Below are 18,254 nucleotides of genomic sequence, written 5' to 3'. Positions count from 1 at the left end.
GACGTCCGTACCCAATCAATCATGATTTCTACCTCAACAAACGACTGCTTTTGAGCTCACTAGGAGCGTGCGAGAGAGTCTGACATGGGTGCAGAGCGGAAATCATTTCCGATGTCGCGAAGGGCCGGAAGCTGACTGGCCGCTTCCAGCGAAGTCGGGCGGATAAGCTGCCCTTCCGCAAACGACCCATCTAGGCCATCCATCAGCTTCTAGCCCGTTCCCGGAAGCGGACGTCATGGGGGATCTTTGTGAAGTCGCCGCCTACCTTGACTTGAACCACTGACGGTCGCAGATCGGTGAGCGAGATCGTCGAAACCGGGGCGTCCAGCAGCTTGCTGGCAAGGCGCGTTAGTCGGTCGAAACTGTCGTTCGGATAGGTGTCGAGGAGATTGAGGCGTGTAGCGCATTGAGGCGCGCATCTTCGTTTCTGACGGCGTCGATTACGTAGGCGGTCATCGCATATCCCTTGGGCTTTAGGGACAAGCTACGGGCACGGAGGTTAAATTGGTCTGCGTTTTGTGCGCTCCGTCGCGATGGTAGGCGGAGGTTACGCAAGCGGACCAAATTTTGCCGAAGACTAAGGGCAACGGTCCACCGTCGCCTGGGTGGCCAGTTCAACGCTCGTCGGCGTCTCCAAAGCGACGATCAGTCCGGCAAATCGAACAAGTCGGCAAGGAACGTTGCCGGACCACCGGCGAAGCGTTCGGGCGCAGGACTGTCACACAAGACGAGGATCCGTTCTTTCCCGCTGGCCCTGCCCCACAGAGCCAAGCCTTCCGGATGGTCGACACCCCTTCCGTGCGGCAGCTCAATCAGCCGTTCGGGTCGATGGACGGAGACCGTGTCCGATCCGGACGCCGGCTCGTTCACCCAATTCCGCCAGACATACAACGCGCACGGACCCGAAAGGCTGGACGTCGGCCCGGCGAGGATCAGCAGGTCGTCGCCGCGCCGCTTGAGGTCCCGGATGCCGAGCCCCTCCAGGTCGAGAAGTCGCTTCATCGGGGGATACGGCAGCTTCAACGTACCGTCCGATGCCGTATCGATAGCCACCTCCAACAATACCGCGTAGTCGCGGACGACGGGTCCGCGCATCCCGAGGGCGAGACGGCTTCCCGACACCGCGATACCCTCGATGTCGACACCGCCCTCCTTCGCCGCGATGCGCGTGAACGGTTCGAGAAGGGGATCAAGGCGCAGCATCTCGGCCAGCTTGTTGCCGCGCTTCGTCTGCCGGAGCATTCCTGCATGGCGATCCCCGTCCGAGCGCGCCGGATAGAACGTTCCCGGTGCTTCGGATCGCTCGACCAGCGGTATCCGGGCCAGGACGCAGCGTGGCCTCGTGTCCTTCAGGTCCGCCAGCTTGGCAAGCTCGATCGGCACACCTGGGGTCTTGTCCGGCTTGTTACGGGCACGAGCGTGGCTGCCAACGATCCATAGCCATCCGGCTTCGGCGGACAGCCCCTCGATGTCGACTTCCTCCCCTGGCTTCCGAAGGTCGAGCAGTTCCGCCAGTTCGTACCGTTGATGCCCGGAAGAGCTGCCTGTTGCATCGAGCGTAAGGGCCTCGAGGACCGCCATTTCGTCGCCCGCGACGAAGAGGGTGTCGCCGACGCGGGTCCCGGCCGACAGGTTGTGCTTTGGATCCTCCCCGTCACCGTCACCGTCGCCGAGGCTGAGCAGTACCTGGCCGACAGGCACTGCTGCGGAGGGGTGGTCATGTCCGGAAACATTCATTCGGATAGCTCTTTCAATGATCGGGTTCAGGCACACGAGGTGGCGACATTCGGTGCCTCTAGCGTCGATGCGTCGCGACGGGATGCGGAAACAGGGAGGGAACGATCTCCGTTCCGAGCCTCGAGGAAGCGTCTTAGCTCCTGTTGCTCCGGCCCGTCGCCCAGCGCAAGGAATGGTTCAGCCTCGATCTGCGTGACCGCTCCCCCTTAAGCGAGGTTGGCGCTGTGCAGGACATACTCACGGCCTGATTGGTCGTCCCGTACAAAATGCCACTCGTCGCCGTTGGGGCTACGGTAGATCAGGAACACCCCTGCCTGGCAGGCATCGTCCCTCATACTAAAACCCGCAGGAGGCTGGCTCTGACAACCATGCGGTGGTTGCTGGCGGTGCTTCCCCGGGGCGCGGCGAGTGGGGTTGGAGACCATAGGATCATGGGCATTCCCACTTGGCAGGAAACGCACGATTACGGTCTTTAAGGATACAGCGCCACCAGCCTAAGTTCGTTCCTGTTACGCACCGACTTGGCTCGGTCAGCCGCAGCGGCGACGCAAGTATTTACCGCAACGTTCAGCCGTTTCGTGTTATGTAGAGCTGGCTCACGAAATCTCGAACACTGAACTGGCGCAGCCTGTGGATGACATTCTTGCTGAGCGGCAACGCCTCGACGCGTTGCATGCGCTAGAGATCATCTCCGGCACTGACCCAGGCATGGACCAAATCTGCGCGCTGGCGAGCGAACTCTTCGGGGCTCCCGTATCTGCGGTGACCCTCTTGGACGAGGATCACCAATGGCTGAAGGCGCGGTGCGGTCTCACGGTCGCCTGCCTTCCCCGCGAAACGGCGTTCTGCAACCACACGATCAGGAGCGACGACGTCCTCGTCGTACCCGATGCGTTGACCGATGAGCGCTTTGCTTCCAACCCCCTCGTCACCGGGGAGCCTCACATCCGGTTTTATGCCGGAGCACCGCTGGTCACGGAGGCTGGGATCCGTCTCGGTGCCCTTTGCATCGTGGACTTCCAGCCCCGGACGTTCTCGCCGGAGGAAAGCCGAAGGCTCGCCCAGCTCGCCTCGCTTGTCGTCGGTCAGATCCGGCTGCATGCGGCCAACCTTGCCATGGCGCGAAACGCCGAGCAGCTCGGGATCCGTCAGGCCGCACTGGAGTGGTCGGCAACGCATGACGCGCTGACGGGCCTTCCGAACCGACGTCCGTTTCATGAGGCCGTCGATAAGGCAATCGACAGAGCGACGCCGGGACGCGGTGGCGCGGTGCTCATCATGGACCTCGACGAGTTCAAGCGCACCAACGACCTGATGGGCCGGGAAGCTGGCGACGCGCTCCTCGTCGCGGTCGGCAATCGTCTAGTTGAACTCGTCGGGGACCGCGGCATGGTTGCCCGCCTCGACAGCGACGAGTTCGGCATTCTCCTTCACGAGGTCGAGGACGAGACGGCGGTGAGGGCTTTCTCCGACGAGGTATCCGTCTCGCTCAGGCGGCCCGTGGATCACGACCGTCATTCGTTCTACTGCTCGGGCAGCATCGGAGAGGCGCTCTTTCCGGAGCATGCGAAAACGGCCACTGAAATCTTCCGATGCGCCGACCTTGCCTTGTTCGCGGCCAAGGAAGAGGGCCGAAACCGTGCCGTTCTCTTCCGGGACGAACTGCGGGATCGGTTGCAGGCCCGGATCACTGTCCTCGACCGCGCCCGTCATGCCCTCAAGACGAACGCGATCGTTCCGTACTACCAGCCGAAGGTATCGCTCGGCACCGGGAAAGTGGTCGGGTTCGAGGCGCTCCTGCGCTGGCGCGACCCGATCCTCGGCATCCAATCACCGCAGACGATCGCGGAAGCCTTCAACGATCCCATCCTGTCCGTCCAGATCGGCAGCCGCATGCGCGAGCTCGTCATGACCGACATGTCCACATGGAGGAACGATGGCGTCCCGTTCGGGGCAGTGGCAATCAATGTCTCTGCCGGGGAGTTCTCCGGCGGGGCGCTCGCCACGACCATTCTCGAGAGCATGGCGGCCTTCCGTCTCCCGGCAGACACGCTCGAGGTCGAGGTCACCGAGACCGTCTTCCTCGGTGACGGCGCGGGGGAGATCGCGGATACTCTAAAGGCCCTCAGCGACGACGGCATCGCGGTCGCGTTGGACGACTTCGGTACCGGGTACGCATCGCTCTCGCACCTGCGGCAGTTCCCGGTCCAGTGGCTTAAGATCGACAAGTCCTTCGTCTCGGACATGAAGCACAACAGGGAGTCGGCGGCGATCGTCTACACCTGCATCGAGCTGGCCCAGAGCTTCGGCATCGGTGTCGTCGCCGAGGGGGTCGAGACGGACGCCCAGGCCGAGATGCTGAAGAACTGGAACTGCGACGTTGCCCAGGGCTACCTTTTCGGCAAGCCGATAGAGGCGGCGCTCGTGCCTTCACTGCTGGTCGGCTGGTCGGCCGAGGACGCCGATTTTCTGGCGGCACGGCAGCATGCCTGATCCCGATCGCATCCGAAATCGATCTGCCTCCCGGCTAGCCAATTCAGGACCACGATAGCGACCATCAGGATGAAGACGAGATCACGCATCTCGGTCGGGTGCATGGAGTCTTCCAGATTATGCCATGACGTTTTTCCATAAGTCCCATGGTTGATGGATCCGACTGCGCAGACCAGACCGATGCGGTGGTCGCACCGTTCCATCACCTTCTACGGTCGGCTGAGCACGTCCTGCCATTCCGGATGACGGTCGAACTGCGCCTTCGCGAACGGGCAGAGCGCGATGAGGAAAACCTCGTCGCGCCGTGCGTCCTCGACCGCCTGGCGCACTAGCTGCTCCCCAATCTTGCGCCCCCGCAAGGCGTCCGGAACCTCCGTATGGTCGATGATGATCAGGCTCTTGCCGGCCCGGCTGTAGGTCATCTCGGCTTCGACGCCCTCGACGACCAACCGGTAGCGCCCTTGCGATGTGCCATCTTCCCGCTCGACCCCTTCATACGCAGACATTGCCACATCCGCCTTCGCTGCGGCCTCTGCATCGGCTGGCCGGACGCTGCGAGCCCGTCCCGGGACGCATTCGAGGAGGTCGCGGTCCCACGACCCCAGCTCGGCAGCCGCCTCATACGTCGAAACGAGAAACGCCATGAGGTCTACATCGGGATCGGCCGACGACCGAACGGCGTCATAGGGAAGGACGAACTCCGACAGGCCGTCATGCCAGAAGGCGGCGTCGGGCTGAGCAGGCGCACCCCTGAACCCGTTGGGCGCCGGATAGGCGTAGGCGTAGAACGCCGGGTAGTCGATACCCCCACCGCCTGGCCAAAACCCCACCGACGAGACCTCGCGATCGTAAGCTTCCCGTGCCACGTCGTCCGGCAGGGCCGGAATGCCGCCCGCGTGGAGCGGCGCACGCCGACCGGAAAAGCGGGTGACGGCCAGATCGAGCGCACCCCAGAACAGGTGAACCGGGCTAGCCTTGCCGAGGAAAGAGGTTCGGAACGCCTTGAACACTTTGTCGACGGCCAGCAGTGCTCGATGATAGCGCTCCACTGCGTCGCGGTCGTAGGGGCGTTCGCGATGATCCTCCGCGAACGGCATGGGATGGGGCACCTCGTTAGGTGCGCCGCTGAAGACCGGCGTGCCGCCGAGTTCCGACACCAGTCGCTTGAACTCGGCATGAAACGCCGCGACCGTGGAGGGACCGAGCGCGAAGGACTCCGTTCGGCCGTCGCCGTTGGTGCCGACGACCCTGTGGTCATGGAGGTCGAATAGGATCTCGATGCCGGAGCCGTCGGGGATCGGCGAAGAGGTCAGCCCCCGGGGCGTGACGTAGAACGTCGCGTTCCAGGAGTGATTGAGCCATGGGGCCTTCGCCAAGCGATACTTGCCAGCGACCTGGAGATAGAGATGGAGCGCGGAACACGTCTCGCGCCAGCCGAGGTAGTCGAGTTCAGGCCATCTGTTCGTCATGTCTTCCTCCGTTCAGCATCAGATCAGTCGCAATCCGTCTTAAAATTTTCAAGGGCCCCTATTGCTCGGACCGTTTGCTCGTCGCCATCGGTCAGTCCGGCAAGGGAATGTCAGCGCGAGCCCAGTCTGCACTCCACCCGACACATCTATTTCCATCGGACAAGGGTCAATTCCATGTGGTGGCGGTTACGACCTGATGCCGAACTATCAGCTTGGAACTGAAGACCGCAGCTTCGCCTTGCTTGGGAAATGGAGGCGTCGATGGCAACCAAAAGCGAGGAAGACATTCAGACCATCGTCGATCCGCGGGATGCGGCGGAGTCGGCAGGGCTGGTTTACACCACCGACGAGGGCCCCGGGATCAGGAGACGCAAGGCGGGCAAAGGTTTCAGCTACGTCGGTGCGGACGGCATGAAAATCTCGGACGCGGACATCTTGAAGCGCATACGCTCCCTAGCCATCCCGCCCGCATATACGGGCGTCTGGATCTGCATCGACCCGAAGGGCCACATCCAGGCAACCGGCCGCGACGCAAAAGGCCGCAAGCAGTACCGTTATCATCCCCTGTTCCGGGAGGTGCGGGAGAGCGTTAAGTTCGAGCACGTGATGGAGTTCGCCCGCGTCCTACCCATGATCCGGAAGAAGGTTTCCGAGCACATGTCGCTGGGAGGCCTTCCGCGTGAGAAGGTCCTCGCCACCACGGTTTACCTGCTGGAGTCGACGCTCATACGCGTCGGTAACGACGACTACGCCAAGCAGAACAACAGCTACGGTCTCACGACCCTGCAAAACCGACACGTGATGGTCGACGGTGCCGAGCTCCGCTTCCAGTTCAAGGGAAAAAGCGGGAAGATCTGGAAGCTGGGCATCAGGGATCGGCGCGTGGCAAAGATCGTGAAGGCCTGCCAGGAGCTCCCTGGGCAAGAACTGCTTCAGTACATCGACGATAACGGCGTCGGCCGCGACGTGACTTCCGCCGACGTGAACGCCTACCTGAAGGAAATCACAGGCATTGAGGTCACCGCAAAGGACTTCCGCACGTGGGCCGGGACAGTCCTTGCCGCCATGGCGCTCCACGAGTTCGAAGCCTTCGACAGCGATGCGAAGGCGAAGAAGAACATACGCTCGGCCATAGAACGGGTCGCGGCTAAACTCGGCAATACGCCTACCGTCTGCCGAAAGTGCTACGTGCACCCCGAAATCCTCAACACCTACCTCGGCGGCTCTCTCCTCCTGGAGATCAAGGAAGAGGTCGAGGCAGAGCTGCGAGATGACATGGCCGGCCTGAAGCCTGAAGAGGCAGCGGTAATGGGGCTGCTTCGCAACCGGTTGGCCCGGGATGTTGCCGCGAACGAGCACGCGGCCAAACCCATCGCCGCTTGAGGAAGAGATTTGGTCAGATCCTTATAATGGGCATGCGCCGTTGACCGCGAGCGAAAGTCGAACCTTTCCCGTATCCAGCGGCATCTTTCTGGGGCTTGGGCTCAAGGGCTTTTTCGACGGGATCGTCTTGCACCAGATCTTGCAGTGGCACCACATGGTCACCAGCGCAGGCTATCCGGCCGACAATCTGGACAACCTGAAGTTCAACACGCTGCTCGACGGTCTCTTCCATGCCTGCACCTACGTCTTCGTAGTGATCGGTCTCCTCATTCTCTGAGGGCTGCGCATCGAAAGCACATCATCTGGTCGAGCACGCGTTTGATCGGGTCCATCCTGATCGGGTTTGGCTCCTTCAACTTGATGGAGGGTCTGATCAACCACCAGCTCCTTGAGCTGCACCATGTGAACGAAACCGTTTCCTCCGGGACGTGGATCTACTGGGACATTGGTTTTCTCGTCTGGGGCGCCGCCATGCTGCTAATCGGGTGGCAACTGATGCGCCGCAAATGAATTGATCGTTGAGTGCCGACATCTGGCCGGTCATGCCTGGGGAAGCATTGTGGCCTCATCGCTTGCGGCCAGCAAACCAGACAGCATTCAGAATAACACTTGTCGACCCCTCCAACGCAGTCAGGTGATATGGCCATGCCAAACTCCAATCCAGGCGAGATCCAGCTTGTGGCGACCTTGACGGCGAAGAACGGTCAAGAAGCCGCGCTACGACAAGCGCTGCTCGCAATCCTTACCGAGGTCCGACAGGAGCCAGGCTGCCTGCGCTACGACATGCACGAGGACCGGGACAATTCCGCCCGCATCGTCATGGTGGAAGCCTGGGAAGATGAGGCCTCACTTGCCCGTCACGGCGAAGCACCGGCCTTCACCGCCCTCGCCGCCCGGTTCGACGAACTTCTCGCCGAACCTCTGGCGGTGGTCCGCCTCAAGCGCGTCGGCTGAACCTGAACCATCGCGCCTCGGCACTCGGTCGTTCCTAGGAACAGGTTATGTCTGCTGTTCGGGGAACACAGATACTCGTGGTTGGCGGTAGTTTGGGCATATGCTCTTCGGTCGGCCGGCAGGCCGGGAGGTACGAGCCGGTAACGATCGCCTCGCCCTCGACGGATAAACTTCGCGAGGCGGGGGCCATGGCAGTTAGAGCGTACGACCAAAAAGACACCTTGGCTGCCAACTAGAATTCAGCTTCATTCGCTGTCCTGCAAGAGGCTTCACCGGCTTCGTGCCCTGAAATCGCATGCCCGTTCGTGGTGCTACCTGATGCAGGAACACGAAGTACGCCTAATATTGGCGTACTTCGTGTTCGCTAGCCTCGCCTGTCGGGAACAATCTAGGACTGGATCATCGATGTGTATGGCGTCTGGAGGCTCGTCTTGACGATTACCTCCTTGGAAACCAAAGAAGTCCGCAATTGGCGGGCTCCGATGATTTTCTCGGGACTTACCGGAGGCGGATGACGATGTCGTTTTCACCACGATCGCGCCGATCACGGCGGTTTGCGCGGAATTCGCGGTCGTAGCGGGACTGACGGCGTTCGTATCGATCACGTCGGTCGCGGCGATCTCGGCGGTCATACCGATCACTGCGGTAATGACGGCGCTCGTACCTGTCATGATCGTGTCGACGACCGTTGTCATGGACCAGGACGATGCCTGCGGACGATACGCCATCGCGGGCCGCTGCAGGTGCAGTTGTGCCAACCAGGCCGGATGTCATTAGTGCAACTGCGACGGCAATGGACTTCATGGTCATGTGCATACTTTTCTCCCAATCGATGCACGGCAACCCTTCCAGCGGCCTTCTGTTCCGGATTGTGCGATGGCCGGTCGTTGGCTGGTGATCGCATGCCGTCACGCAATGACTCATCGGGGTCGTGTTTCATGGTAGACTCAAGCGGACTTTGCGAGTGATACTGTCGCCGTGCTTCGATTCCTCGCTTCCCGCAAGACTGCCTTGAGTGCCGCTGACCATGCGGCCGAACAGATGATCCTGTCGCATGGCGGACCTGCGGCGATGGTCCAAGTCCGCCGTGACTTGCGCTGGCTCGATCCCGGCGAAACCGACCGCGAGCGTAAGCTGATCCTGCTGCTCCGTGCGCTTGAAAAGCGCTTGGGCTATCAGCCGTCTGGCGAAGCCGTCCCGGCTCGGATGCTCGCTGGCATCATGTGATCGGCTCGTCCGATAGCGGTCGACGTTGCGTATCGGCGATCTCTACGCAGCCACGGTCCGTGCGCCTGTCATACGATCGCGGAGTTCGTCGGCGACCCGATGCTCGGCTTCGAGCACGAGCGGAACTTCACCCGCGCAGAGTGCTCCCCACAGGATCCTGGCGGACGGTGACATCAGCGCTGCTCTGAAGTCTTCCATATCCTCTCGCCACGCGACGCACTCCGCCTGCATCGCATTGAGCCGATGCGTGTCGGTTTGGGTCAGCTCGACCAATAAGTGATCGACGGCACTCGGGAGATGAAAACTGCTCGCCATGCGGAGCCTCCGCGATCCTGTTGATCGCCGAGATCGTGCGCGGGTCTGGTTAACGGAATGCCTACCACTTCGACAGGCATCGCGATCATTGACCTTGCCAGCAATGCCAATGATTGCGCCGTCCTCGAAGATCTCGATCTCGCCTGCAGCAACGTTCGTCGCACGTGCCAATTCCACGACTTTGAGATAGGCGCGACGCTCGATGCCCGGACGCTGTACTCAGGCTCACACCGCCGGCCGCCGTATCGAGTACGTTTTCGTCGGCCGGTCGTAGACGACGTCATGGCCGCCACGGCGGAGCGTCGAAAGCTGCATCCGCATCCTGTTCACAACGGCTTCGGACGAATAACCGTAGATTCCTTCGACTAAATCCCTCATCGAAATCGGCGACCTGGAGTCGATGAGGGCGAGGACGTCATGACACAGTAGGGTTGGTCGTTTGTTGGAAGCGGTCATTCGGGTTTCCGGATGCAGTCGCACGACGACTCGATCGACACACCGAGGTGCAACGACCTTCTGGATAGCGGCCATACCTTCGTCGCCTTCTTACGGCCAGCCGATACCGCAGTCTGCTGGAAGGATCCAAGAGCTTGAGATTTGATCAGGGGCTTGGAAAGACCCGATCCGTCCGCTCCAGCTTAGGTAGGCTGTAACCAGCATGGATGGTGGCTTACCGGATCTTCCACTTCGCTTAACGCAACAATTTGCCGATTTCCACTGCAAGCTGAGCTTGCGTGTATGGCTTCCCGAGCCTTGGTAGCTCGATCTCCTGTCCCCGAGGCATCTCTGCATATCCCGTCGCCAGGAGGATCGGCATGCTCGGACGGAGCTCCCTTACGGCAATGGCGAGCTGACCGCCGTTCATCCGAGGCATCGCGAAATCCGTGATCATCAAGTCGAATCGACCGCCGCCTTCCAGTATCGCGAGTGCTTTCGCTCCGGAGCTCGCCTCCACTACCTCGTGTCCGAGATCTTCGAGCATGTCGACGGTACTCATCGAGATGAGGGGGTCGTCGTCGACCATGAGGATACGGGCTTTGCCGACCGGTACGAAGAATTCGGGCTCCTGATGCACAACCGACGCTTCGCTTACGCCGGCGGCCACCGGCAGCCAGAGTTCCGCTCTCGTCCCTTTGCCGACCGAGCTTGTCAACCGCAGCGATCCACCCAGCTGTTCCGCCAACCCCTGGATCATCGACAGCCCGAGACGAGTCCCCTTCCCTACGCCCTTGGTCGAGTAGAACGGCTCCGCTGCACGCTTCAGCGTCTCCTCGTTCATGCCGACGCCAGTGTCCATCACCGAAAGTCGCACGTAGTTTCCCGAAGGCAGCGACATTCCCTCGAATGTTTCCGGCATGTCGACTTCGATCGTCAGGCTGCCTCCGTCGGGCATCGCGTCACGGGCATTCACTGCAAGATTTAGCAGCGCCAGCTCCAGTTGGTTGCCGTCTACGAGTGCCAACGGCATGCCTTCAGGCAGAACGACATGCTGCTCGATCGTCGATCCGAGCGACCGGTCCAGGAGATCGGCCATTCCTCGTACGAGGTCGGCGAGGTTCGTCGGAGCAAGAGTCAGCTCCTGTCGACGAGCGAAAGCCAACAACCGCTGCGTAAGAGCTGCACCACGCTGTGCTCCCTTCACCGCTCCGTCCATCAGCCGTCTTGCCTTCGGGTCGTTGGGGATCATCCGCTGCAGCAGCTCGAGATTTCCGAGGACGGCTGCAAGCAGATTGTTGAAGTCATGTGCGATGCCCCCGGTCAGTTGTCCGATCATCTCCATCTTCTGGCTCTGACGGAGAAGGAGCTCGGTCCGTTCGCGCTGCTCTACCTCCGCGACCATTTTTTCGTGCGCCGCCTGCAGTTCCGCTGTCCGTTCGGCGACACGGGCTTCCAATGTCTCGTTAGCCTGCCGAAGACGCTCATCTCCCTCTCGAAGGGCCACGATCCGAGCTCGGGCTTCGAATTGACGTTCTCGACTCCGAAACGCCGTCTTCACGAGACTGATGAACGTTGAAGGATGAAATGGCCTTTCCAGGAAAGTGACGTTTTGCAGGATGTCCGCAAGCTGCATCGTCACCGGGCTCCGCTGAGCGTCGTCCGACCGCCTGGTCAGCACGATTAACGGGTAGTCCGACCACGGCTCCTGACCTGCCAGCAGATTTCGAAGTGGAGTAAGATCGACGCCCTTGAAGGCCTCCTCGGTCACGACGGCGAAGCCGCTGCCCTCGCCGATCCGATCCATCAGATCCTGGCAGGTTTCGCAGATCGCCGGCCGTAAGGCAGCATCCTCGATGAGCCGGGCGGCGATGGTAGCGTCCCTACCCCCAGGCGACAGGATAAGCGCAGTCAGTGCAGGCATTTCAGAGCATGCCTTCGGGAACCGATCTCGAGCCGCCCTCGCTGCTGCCGATGAACTGTGGAACCCCTCGCAAAACACCCTGGAATTCCTTGAGGGGTGGTCCCAGGATCAGACCCGACGAGCCGATCTTGTACTCGCGGATCGTATCCTCATGCTGGCCGGTACGCTTCTTTATTACCGACACCGCCCGCCTGACCTTCCCTAGCGCCTCGAAATATCTGAGGAGGATGACGCTGTCGGCTATGTACGTGAGATCGACGGGGCTCTTCATGTCGCCGACGAGACCATGCTGCGCGATCGTCAGGAATGTGGTGGCGCCTCGCCGATTCAGGAACTGGATCAGCTCGTGGATGTGCAACGTCAGCGCGGACTCCTGCGGCATGGAAGCCTGATAGCCGTTCAGGCTGTCGATGACGACCGTCCTCGCCCCCGAACTGTCCACGCGGTCGCGGACACGATGGGCGAACTCTCCCGGTGACAGCTCGGCTGCATCCACCTGCTCGATGTGCAGCCGGCCGGAGTCTCTCATTGCTTCGAGGTCCATGCCCAGCGATCTGGTGCGGTCGAAGAGAAGACCGAGCTCCTCATCAAAGATGAACATCGCGGCTTTCTCGCCTCGAGCCATCGCTGCCATCGCGAACTGGAAGCAGAATGTCGACTTTCCCGTACCCGCCGGCCCAAGCACCAGAGTGCTGGACCCCTGCTCCAGCCCGCCACCAACCAAGGCGTCCAGTTCCGTGATACCGCTAGTCATCTGCGTCCGTGCGAACGGGACGCGGTGTTCCAACGCGACCAGACGCGGAAAGACGGCGACGCCGCCGTTCTTGATGATCATGTCATGATATCCGCCCCGGAATGCCTGACCGCGGTATTTCATGATGCGAAGGCGACGACGCTCCGAACCATACTCGGGTGCCAGCTCCTCCAACTTGATTACGCCATGGGCGATGCTGTGGACTGTTTTGTCCATCGTGTCCGTCGTCAGGTCATCGAGCAGGAGGACGGTGACATTCTTGGTGGCGAAGAAATGCTTAAGCGCCAGGATCTGCCGGCGGTATCGTAGCGAGCTCTGTGCAAGCAGGCGAATCTCGGAAAGACTGTCCAGAACGACCCGGGATGGCTGGATGCGTTCGAAGGCCTCGAAAATTGCCTTGGTCGTCTCACCGAGTTCCAGGTCGGAGGAGTACAGGAGGCTTTGCTGGGAATCCGGATCGAGCAAGCTTTCCGGCGGGACGAGCTCGGAAACCTCGATCGCATCGCCCAACTCCCATCCATGCGATCGAGCGCCGGCACGAAGCTCCCTCTCCGTCTCGGAAAGCGTTATGTAAAGGCCCCTCTCCCCGAGTTCCGTGCCGGACATAAGGAAGCTGAGAGCAATCGTGGTCTTGCCCGTGCCGGGGCTACCTTCGAGAAGAAAGACGTGGCCGGGAGCCAATCCTCCGACGAGAACGTCGTCCAAGCCGGCTACGCCAGTCTTCGCCTTCGCCGCAGTGTTCATCGAAAGCCCCTCGGCCGTTACCGCTCAGAATGCGCGGTCCGATACATACTGAATGGGTAGCGCCAGCAAGAGGTGGTGGCAATGATGGGATGGTGGGCGGTGAAGGAATCCAGTGACTTCCCGGCACTACGAGCCGGGTGTGAAGCGATCAATCATAACTCGCTTCCGCTCGCAGTTCCGCTGAATGATTGTTTCGAGACATAGGCACTGCCTTGCTCGTTACCGGTACTTTCGGTCGTCCGTAAGGCGCCATGGACACAGCCTAAAACAGATCGCTACGGAGATCCGCAAATCCTCCGACTCATCAGGTTAAACTATCCGTCATTTGCCTGGGCCTGGATTAAGGGTGTCGGCAACACATCCCTGATGCGTGCCGCAAGCTGCCGCATCGACACTTCGCCCTTCGAGAGAACTGCATCGGCGGAAGCGTTCAACGTGGCTCGCTCCTCGTTCGTCAGGTCCATCGACGACAACACGACCACCGGAATGTCGGCCCATTCGGACTTCCTACGGAGTTCTCCCAAGAAGTCGAAACCGTCCATCACCGGCATGTTCAGGTCGAGGAGGATGAGGTCAGGCCGCCTTTCCTCGACGGTCTGGAGGCCGAGTCGGCCATTCGCGGCAGAGGCAAACTCGAACCCGAGCTTGCGAAGCATCGTTCCGTAGCGTGCGAGCGTGTCCACGTCGTCATCCACTGCGAGAACCAATCCGCCGGGCGGCTCGCGAAAGCGATCCACGACGTCTTTGAGCTTGTCCCACTCGACGGGCTTCACGAGATAGTCGGTCGCGCCCAACGCGTAACCCAGTCTCTTCTCGTCGAGACTGGAGATCATGACGACGGGGACGTTCGAGAGTAGCGGGTCTTCCTTCAACTCCGCCAGCACCGACCAGCCGTCCTTCTTCGGCATCGTGACGTCCAGAAGTATCACATCCGGGATGATGGCACGGGCCATCTCCAGTCCGGCCACGCCATCGGATGCCGTTCGGACCGTGAAACCTTCCTTCGTGAGGAAACGGCTTACAAGGTCGCGGGCATGTGGATCGTCGTCGATCGCCAGGACCGTTCCGGCGGGACCGGGAGCGGTCGCGTCGCCGCCGGTGGGTGCGATCGGCTCGTCCATCGCCTCCTCGATGGCCACAGTCGGAATACGGATCGTGAAGGTCGTGCCCTTCCCCTCCTCGCTGGTGACGCCGATGTCGCCGCCGAGCAGGCGGCAGAAGGCGCGGGTGATGGCGAGCCCGAGACCCGTTCCGCCGTACTTGCGCGTCGTGGTCTCGTCAGCCTGCGAGAACCGTTCAAACAATCGCTCGACGTGTTCCTGCGACATACCCATTCCACTGTCGCTCACGGCCAGCGTCATCCAGTCACGGGAGCCGTCGGAACTCCGCTTGGCGGACAGCGTGATCGTACCGTTCTCGGTGAATTTGGACGCGTTCGACAGTAGGTTGAGCAGGCACTGCCTGACCTTGACCTGATCGGTGTGCATCTCGCCGAGCGAACCGTCATGATCGACGACGAGGCGATTATCCTTCTTCGTGATCAGGGACCCCACGGTCGATGAAACGTCCTCGAGCATCGACACGACGTCGAACGTCTCGGCATAGAGGTCCATCCGTTCTGCCTCGATCTTCGACAGGTCGAGCACGTCGTTGATGAGGCTGAGGAGATGCCGGGCGTTGGTCTCGATCTTCTTTAGGTCTGGCAAGAGATGCGTCTGTCCGAGGTCCTCGACCTCCTCCTCCAGCATTTCCGCATACCCGATGACGGCAGACAGAGGCGTTCGTAGTTCATGGCTCATGTTGGCTATGAACTGGCTCTTTGCCCGGTTCGCGTTCTCGGCGAGTTCCTTGGCCGCAAGGAACTCCTCCTCCAAGGCTCGCTGCCTGGTGACGTCCGTGTTCGTTCCGAACCACCGCAGGATCCTCTCGTCCTCGCCTCGGATCGGCACCGCCTGTCCCAGGAACCATCGGATCGCGCCGTCGGCAGCCTTCAGCGGGAAAGTATCCTCCCACGGCGTGCCGGATGCGATCGACGAGCGGTAGCTGGCATCGACACGCTCGGCGTGCTCGTCCGGAATCAACGACGACCAACCCTCTTCGGCCATCCGCTCGGCGTTCGTGCCCGTGTAGTCGAACCAGCGGCGATTGTGCCAGAAGATCTCGCCGGACGGGCGCGCCATCCAGGCAAGCTGGGGTATGTTGTCGGCCACAGCCGTAAGCCGATGGCTGGTCTCGTCGAGAGCGGATGCGGTGCGTAGCTGTTCGGTCGTCTCCAGCACGAATACGCCGACACCACCCGCGTCCGCTGAAGCGCCCTTCGTCGCGAACGCCGAGATGACGGCCCTGCGCCCATTGTCTTCGCCGAAAACAAACTCGCGATCGGTGACTGTCGTCTTCGACGCCAGCACCCGTTCGATAATCGGCAGAAGCCAGTTTTTGGCCTGGTCAGTCCCGGTCGTGGTTACGATCGCGGCAAACTCCTTGTTCGCCCGTACCAGCCGTCTGTTCCCGTCGAAGAAGGCCGTTCCTACCGGAGCGGCATCCATAAGGTCGGTCAGGAGATCGGCTCCCGCACGGAGTTGCCGTTGGCGGCGCCTAGCCAGTATCGCCAGATAGATCGCGGCCCCGATGGCAGGCAGGAAGATGGCGAGCTGAAGCAATGTCAGGATCCGCTCGAATTGGCGGTTGTCGGCTATGACTTCGTCGGACGCGGTCTTCAGCTCTCTGATGGCCACGCGCACGTCGGCCATCGTCTCCCGACCGACGCCGCTGGTTACCAACGCGGATGCGGCTTCGAAACCGTTTTCCGAGCGGGTGGCCACAACCGACTGGATGAAGTCCATCTGCTTTTGTGCAATATCCCCGACGACTTCAAGCTCTTCGCCGTCGGCTCGAGCCGTGCCGAGCGTCTGCGCGAGCGCATCGAGTGCTGCCGGGAAGGCCTCCGCGGACTGCCGGTAGGGACCGAGGAATGCGTCCGTTCCAGACAACACGTAACCTCGCATGCTGCTCTGCGCCGTTGTCACGGTCGAAAGGAGTTCGGAGAGCGAGACGTTCAATGCCCCCTGCGCCGTGGTGGAAGCAGATCTCGAATGGCTTGCCCACAACGTCCATGCGAATGCCGGGATCGCCAAGGCAAGGATCAAAGTGCTGGCCTTGAACCAGAGATGGCGATCGGTGCGACCCGCGACCCCTTTCGAGGTCGAAGGTCCTATCAGATTGATCGGCATGTCGCGGATATCCTGGCCAGCGATGGAGGCGTCGCTGGAACGCGTGTTTCAACGGCGGCCGTGGCCGTGAGTTGCCTGATTGCGAGGATAATACGGTCGACACTGATCTGTCGTACGGGCGGAGCGCAGCAGCGTTTTTTCGAGTCCTTGGTCGTCGATCAGTGGATTGATGCCCTGAGCCCGCAGTCTCTTCCGGTCGGTCGGTCTAGCGGGTCCTGGTCCGACAACATTTGAGACGACCGGAAGCCGCCATGCGCGAACCGAAACTTGGGTGACCTTTCCATCTCCGAGTCGATTCCATGACGTTTGAATTACCGCTCTCCGAATTTCGTCGGCAACAGACGGGTCTGGCTGCCATCGGACGGAGGCTCGCAGATCGTCCTATCCGGCGGCGACTGCCTGGCGCCTCAAGGCGTAGGCATGCGGCCAGCCCGATGCTTCTTCGCTTCGGCCCGACTGCATACCGGGCAGTTTTACTCTAAGAAACATTTTCTCCCTTGCGAACGACGATCGGCCAAGGTGGCCGATGCGATCTACTCTTCGGGGTCAACCAATCTCCCCTGCTCGGCCTTGTGAAAATACTGGCTCGCCACGAGCCAGCCCTTACGGGGGCGCAGTGGCAGCAAGCAGCTGAGAACAATCACCGGCACGCTGACGAAGAGATGTACCCATATCGGTACGTTGAAGGCGACCTCCAGCCAGACGGCAAACAGAACCGAGGGAATGCAGGCGAAGCAGATGACGAAGAAGGCCGGACCGTCCGCCGGATCGGCGAAGCTGTAGTCCAGACCACAAACCGAGCAACCAGGTGCGATGGTGAGAAAGCCGTCGAACAGCTTGCCTTGGCCGCATCGCGGGCAGCGGCAACGTAGGCCGACACGCATCGGATCAAGCGGCGGCCATTCGTGAGATATCGACTGCGAAACGGGCATGGGTTCCTCCGACTTGTCGCGGAAAGCCTACGACCATAACGGCCATAACTGATAGAACAGACGTATCGCTCGGATCGCTTCAAGCCGTCGTAATTCGGTCTTCGCCATCCGGCCTACCATTCCCAGTGCTGCAGACTTCATCAGCCTCTCTGTGCCGCAGAATGTTCGGCAAGGACATCGCATCGACGGCTTCATCCCGAGTCAACCCTTGGATAAACCCGGTCTCTACAGTCAGGGGACCACCGGTCGTTTCGTCTCCGACCCCACATGCCTTCATTCGAAGAAAATGTGCGGCGGCAAGATCAGCTCCGATCTTATCTTGCGCTTCCAGCTTAGCTTGCCGGTAGCGGGACGAGGCCTTTATCGTGACGTTCAGCGTAGAAGAGACATGGGGTTACCAGAACGCCCGTGGCTCGAGCCACGACAAAGTTCGCTTTGACAAGCGCGTCAGGAAGCGGACCGTCGTGCTTCTACCGTCCGGTCTCGGCGACAGGGGGGCGGATGCCCGAAGTGTTCCATCCGCAATCGACCGAAAAAGGTGCTTAACATTGTTTGTCGGTCTCTTGAGAGCGAAACAGGCCATCCCGCGTCGACGTGCTCACGTATGGCCGGAATAGGTGGGAGACCTGGTTGAGCCCCCAGTCCAGGTGCCCGGCA

13 protein-coding genes and 1 pseudogene are annotated in these 18,254 nt (G+C 61.0%); 6 read left to right on the top strand and 8 right to left on the bottom strand.

Features of this window, described 5'->3' with window-relative positions:
* Positions 1–645: 645 nt before the first annotated feature.
* The gene (locus ACZLZQ_RS14310; RefSeq protein ID WP_472949946.1) at positions 646–1,737 is read right to left on the bottom strand and encodes a DUF3616 domain-containing protein; all 1,092 of its coding nucleotides are present in this window, start codon (positions 1,735–1,737) and stop codon (positions 646–648) included.
* A gap of 708 nt (positions 1,738–2,445) precedes the next feature.
* Between ACZLZQ_RS14310 and ACZLZQ_RS14305 the strand changes: the two genes are divergently transcribed.
* Positions 2,446–4,230 carry a putative bifunctional diguanylate cyclase/phosphodiesterase gene (locus ACZLZQ_RS14305; protein ID WP_472949945.1) on the top strand — a complete coding sequence of 595 codons (1,785 nt, stop codon included), beginning with the start codon at positions 2,446–2,448 and terminating at the stop codon, positions 4,228–4,230.
* Positions 4,231–4,439: 209 nt separating this feature from the next.
* Here ACZLZQ_RS14305 and ACZLZQ_RS14300 read toward each other — a convergent pair whose 3' ends face one another.
* Positions 4,440–5,699 carry a DUF5996 family protein gene (locus tag ACZLZQ_RS14300; RefSeq protein WP_472949944.1) on the bottom strand — a complete coding sequence of 420 codons (1,260 nt, stop codon included), beginning with the start codon at positions 5,697–5,699 and terminating at the stop codon, positions 4,440–4,442.
* A gap of 261 nt (positions 5,700–5,960) precedes the next feature.
* On the opposite strand from ACZLZQ_RS14300, the gene ACZLZQ_RS14295 reads away from it, so the two are divergent.
* The 3 genes and pseudogenes from ACZLZQ_RS14295 (at position 5,961) to ACZLZQ_RS14285 (ending at position 8,036) form a co-directional block, all read left to right on the top strand.
* Positions 5,961–7,082, top strand: a complete 1,122-nt coding sequence (locus tag ACZLZQ_RS14295; protein WP_472949943.1) for a DNA topoisomerase IB — start codon at positions 5,961–5,963, stop codon at positions 7,080–7,082.
* 40 nt (positions 7,083–7,122) lie between these two features.
* Positions 7,123–7,592 (top strand): annotated as a pseudogene (locus tag ACZLZQ_RS14290) (DUF2243 domain-containing protein).
* 135 nt (positions 7,593–7,727) lie between these two features.
* Positions 7,728–8,036 (top strand): putative quinol monooxygenase, encoded by a 309-nt coding sequence (locus ACZLZQ_RS14285; protein ID WP_472949942.1) that lies wholly within the window; start codon positions 7,728–7,730, stop codon positions 8,034–8,036.
* 498 nt (positions 8,037–8,534) lie between these two features.
* Here the strand turns inward: ACZLZQ_RS14285 and ACZLZQ_RS14280 are convergent, their stop codons facing one another.
* Positions 8,535–8,846, bottom strand: coding sequence for a hypothetical protein (locus ACZLZQ_RS14280; RefSeq protein ID WP_472949941.1), 312 nt, complete (start codon positions 8,844–8,846; stop codon positions 8,535–8,537).
* 168 nt (positions 8,847–9,014) lie between these two features.
* On the opposite strand from ACZLZQ_RS14280, the gene ACZLZQ_RS14275 reads away from it, so the two are divergent.
* A complete protein-coding gene (locus ACZLZQ_RS14275) occupies positions 9,015–9,263 on the top strand; it encodes a hypothetical protein (RefSeq protein ID WP_472949940.1) in 249 nt (82 codons plus the stop codon).
* Positions 9,264–9,305: 42 nt separating this feature from the next.
* On the opposite strand, the gene ACZLZQ_RS14270 is transcribed toward ACZLZQ_RS14275, so the two are convergent.
* Positions 9,306–9,578, bottom strand: a complete 273-nt coding sequence (locus ACZLZQ_RS14270) for a hypothetical protein (protein WP_472949939.1) — start codon at positions 9,576–9,578, stop codon at positions 9,306–9,308.
* Between the two features lie 57 nt (positions 9,579–9,635).
* Here ACZLZQ_RS14270 and ACZLZQ_RS14265 point away from each other — a divergent pair, with 57 nt between their 5' ends.
* Positions 9,636–9,947, top strand: coding sequence for a hypothetical protein (locus ACZLZQ_RS14265; RefSeq protein WP_472949938.1), 312 nt, complete (start codon positions 9,636–9,638; stop codon positions 9,945–9,947).
* A 322-nt stretch (positions 9,948–10,269) separates the two neighbouring features.
* On the opposite strand, the gene ACZLZQ_RS14260 is transcribed toward ACZLZQ_RS14265, so the two are convergent.
* The 4 genes from ACZLZQ_RS14260 to ACZLZQ_RS14245 all read right to left on the bottom strand — a co-directional run bounded on the left by ACZLZQ_RS14260 (position 10,270) and on the right by ACZLZQ_RS14245 (position 17,597).
* Positions 10,270–11,937 carry an ATP-binding protein gene (locus ACZLZQ_RS14260; RefSeq protein ID WP_472949937.1) on the bottom strand — a complete coding sequence of 556 codons (1,668 nt, stop codon included), beginning with the start codon at positions 11,935–11,937 and terminating at the stop codon, positions 10,270–10,272.
* A 1-nt stretch (position 11,938) separates the two neighbouring features.
* The gene (locus ACZLZQ_RS14255; RefSeq protein ID WP_472949936.1) at positions 11,939–13,435 is read right to left on the bottom strand and encodes an ATPase domain-containing protein; all 1,497 of its coding nucleotides are present in this window, start codon (positions 13,433–13,435) and stop codon (positions 11,939–11,941) included.
* Positions 13,436–13,749: 314 nt separating this feature from the next.
* Positions 13,750–16,665, bottom strand: coding sequence for a response regulator (locus ACZLZQ_RS14250; RefSeq protein ID WP_472949935.1), 2,916 nt, complete (start codon positions 16,663–16,665; stop codon positions 13,750–13,752).
* A 533-nt stretch (positions 16,666–17,198) separates the two neighbouring features.
* On the bottom strand, positions 17,199–17,597 hold the full coding sequence (locus tag ACZLZQ_RS14245; protein WP_472949934.1) for a DUF983 domain-containing protein: 399 nt from the start codon (positions 17,595–17,597) through the stop codon (positions 17,199–17,201).
* Positions 17,598–18,254 lie beyond the last annotated feature (657 nt).

This window comes from Mesocryomonas lacus, from assembly GCF_055730105.2.
This window is presented reverse-complemented; position numbering and strand designations above follow the sequence as displayed.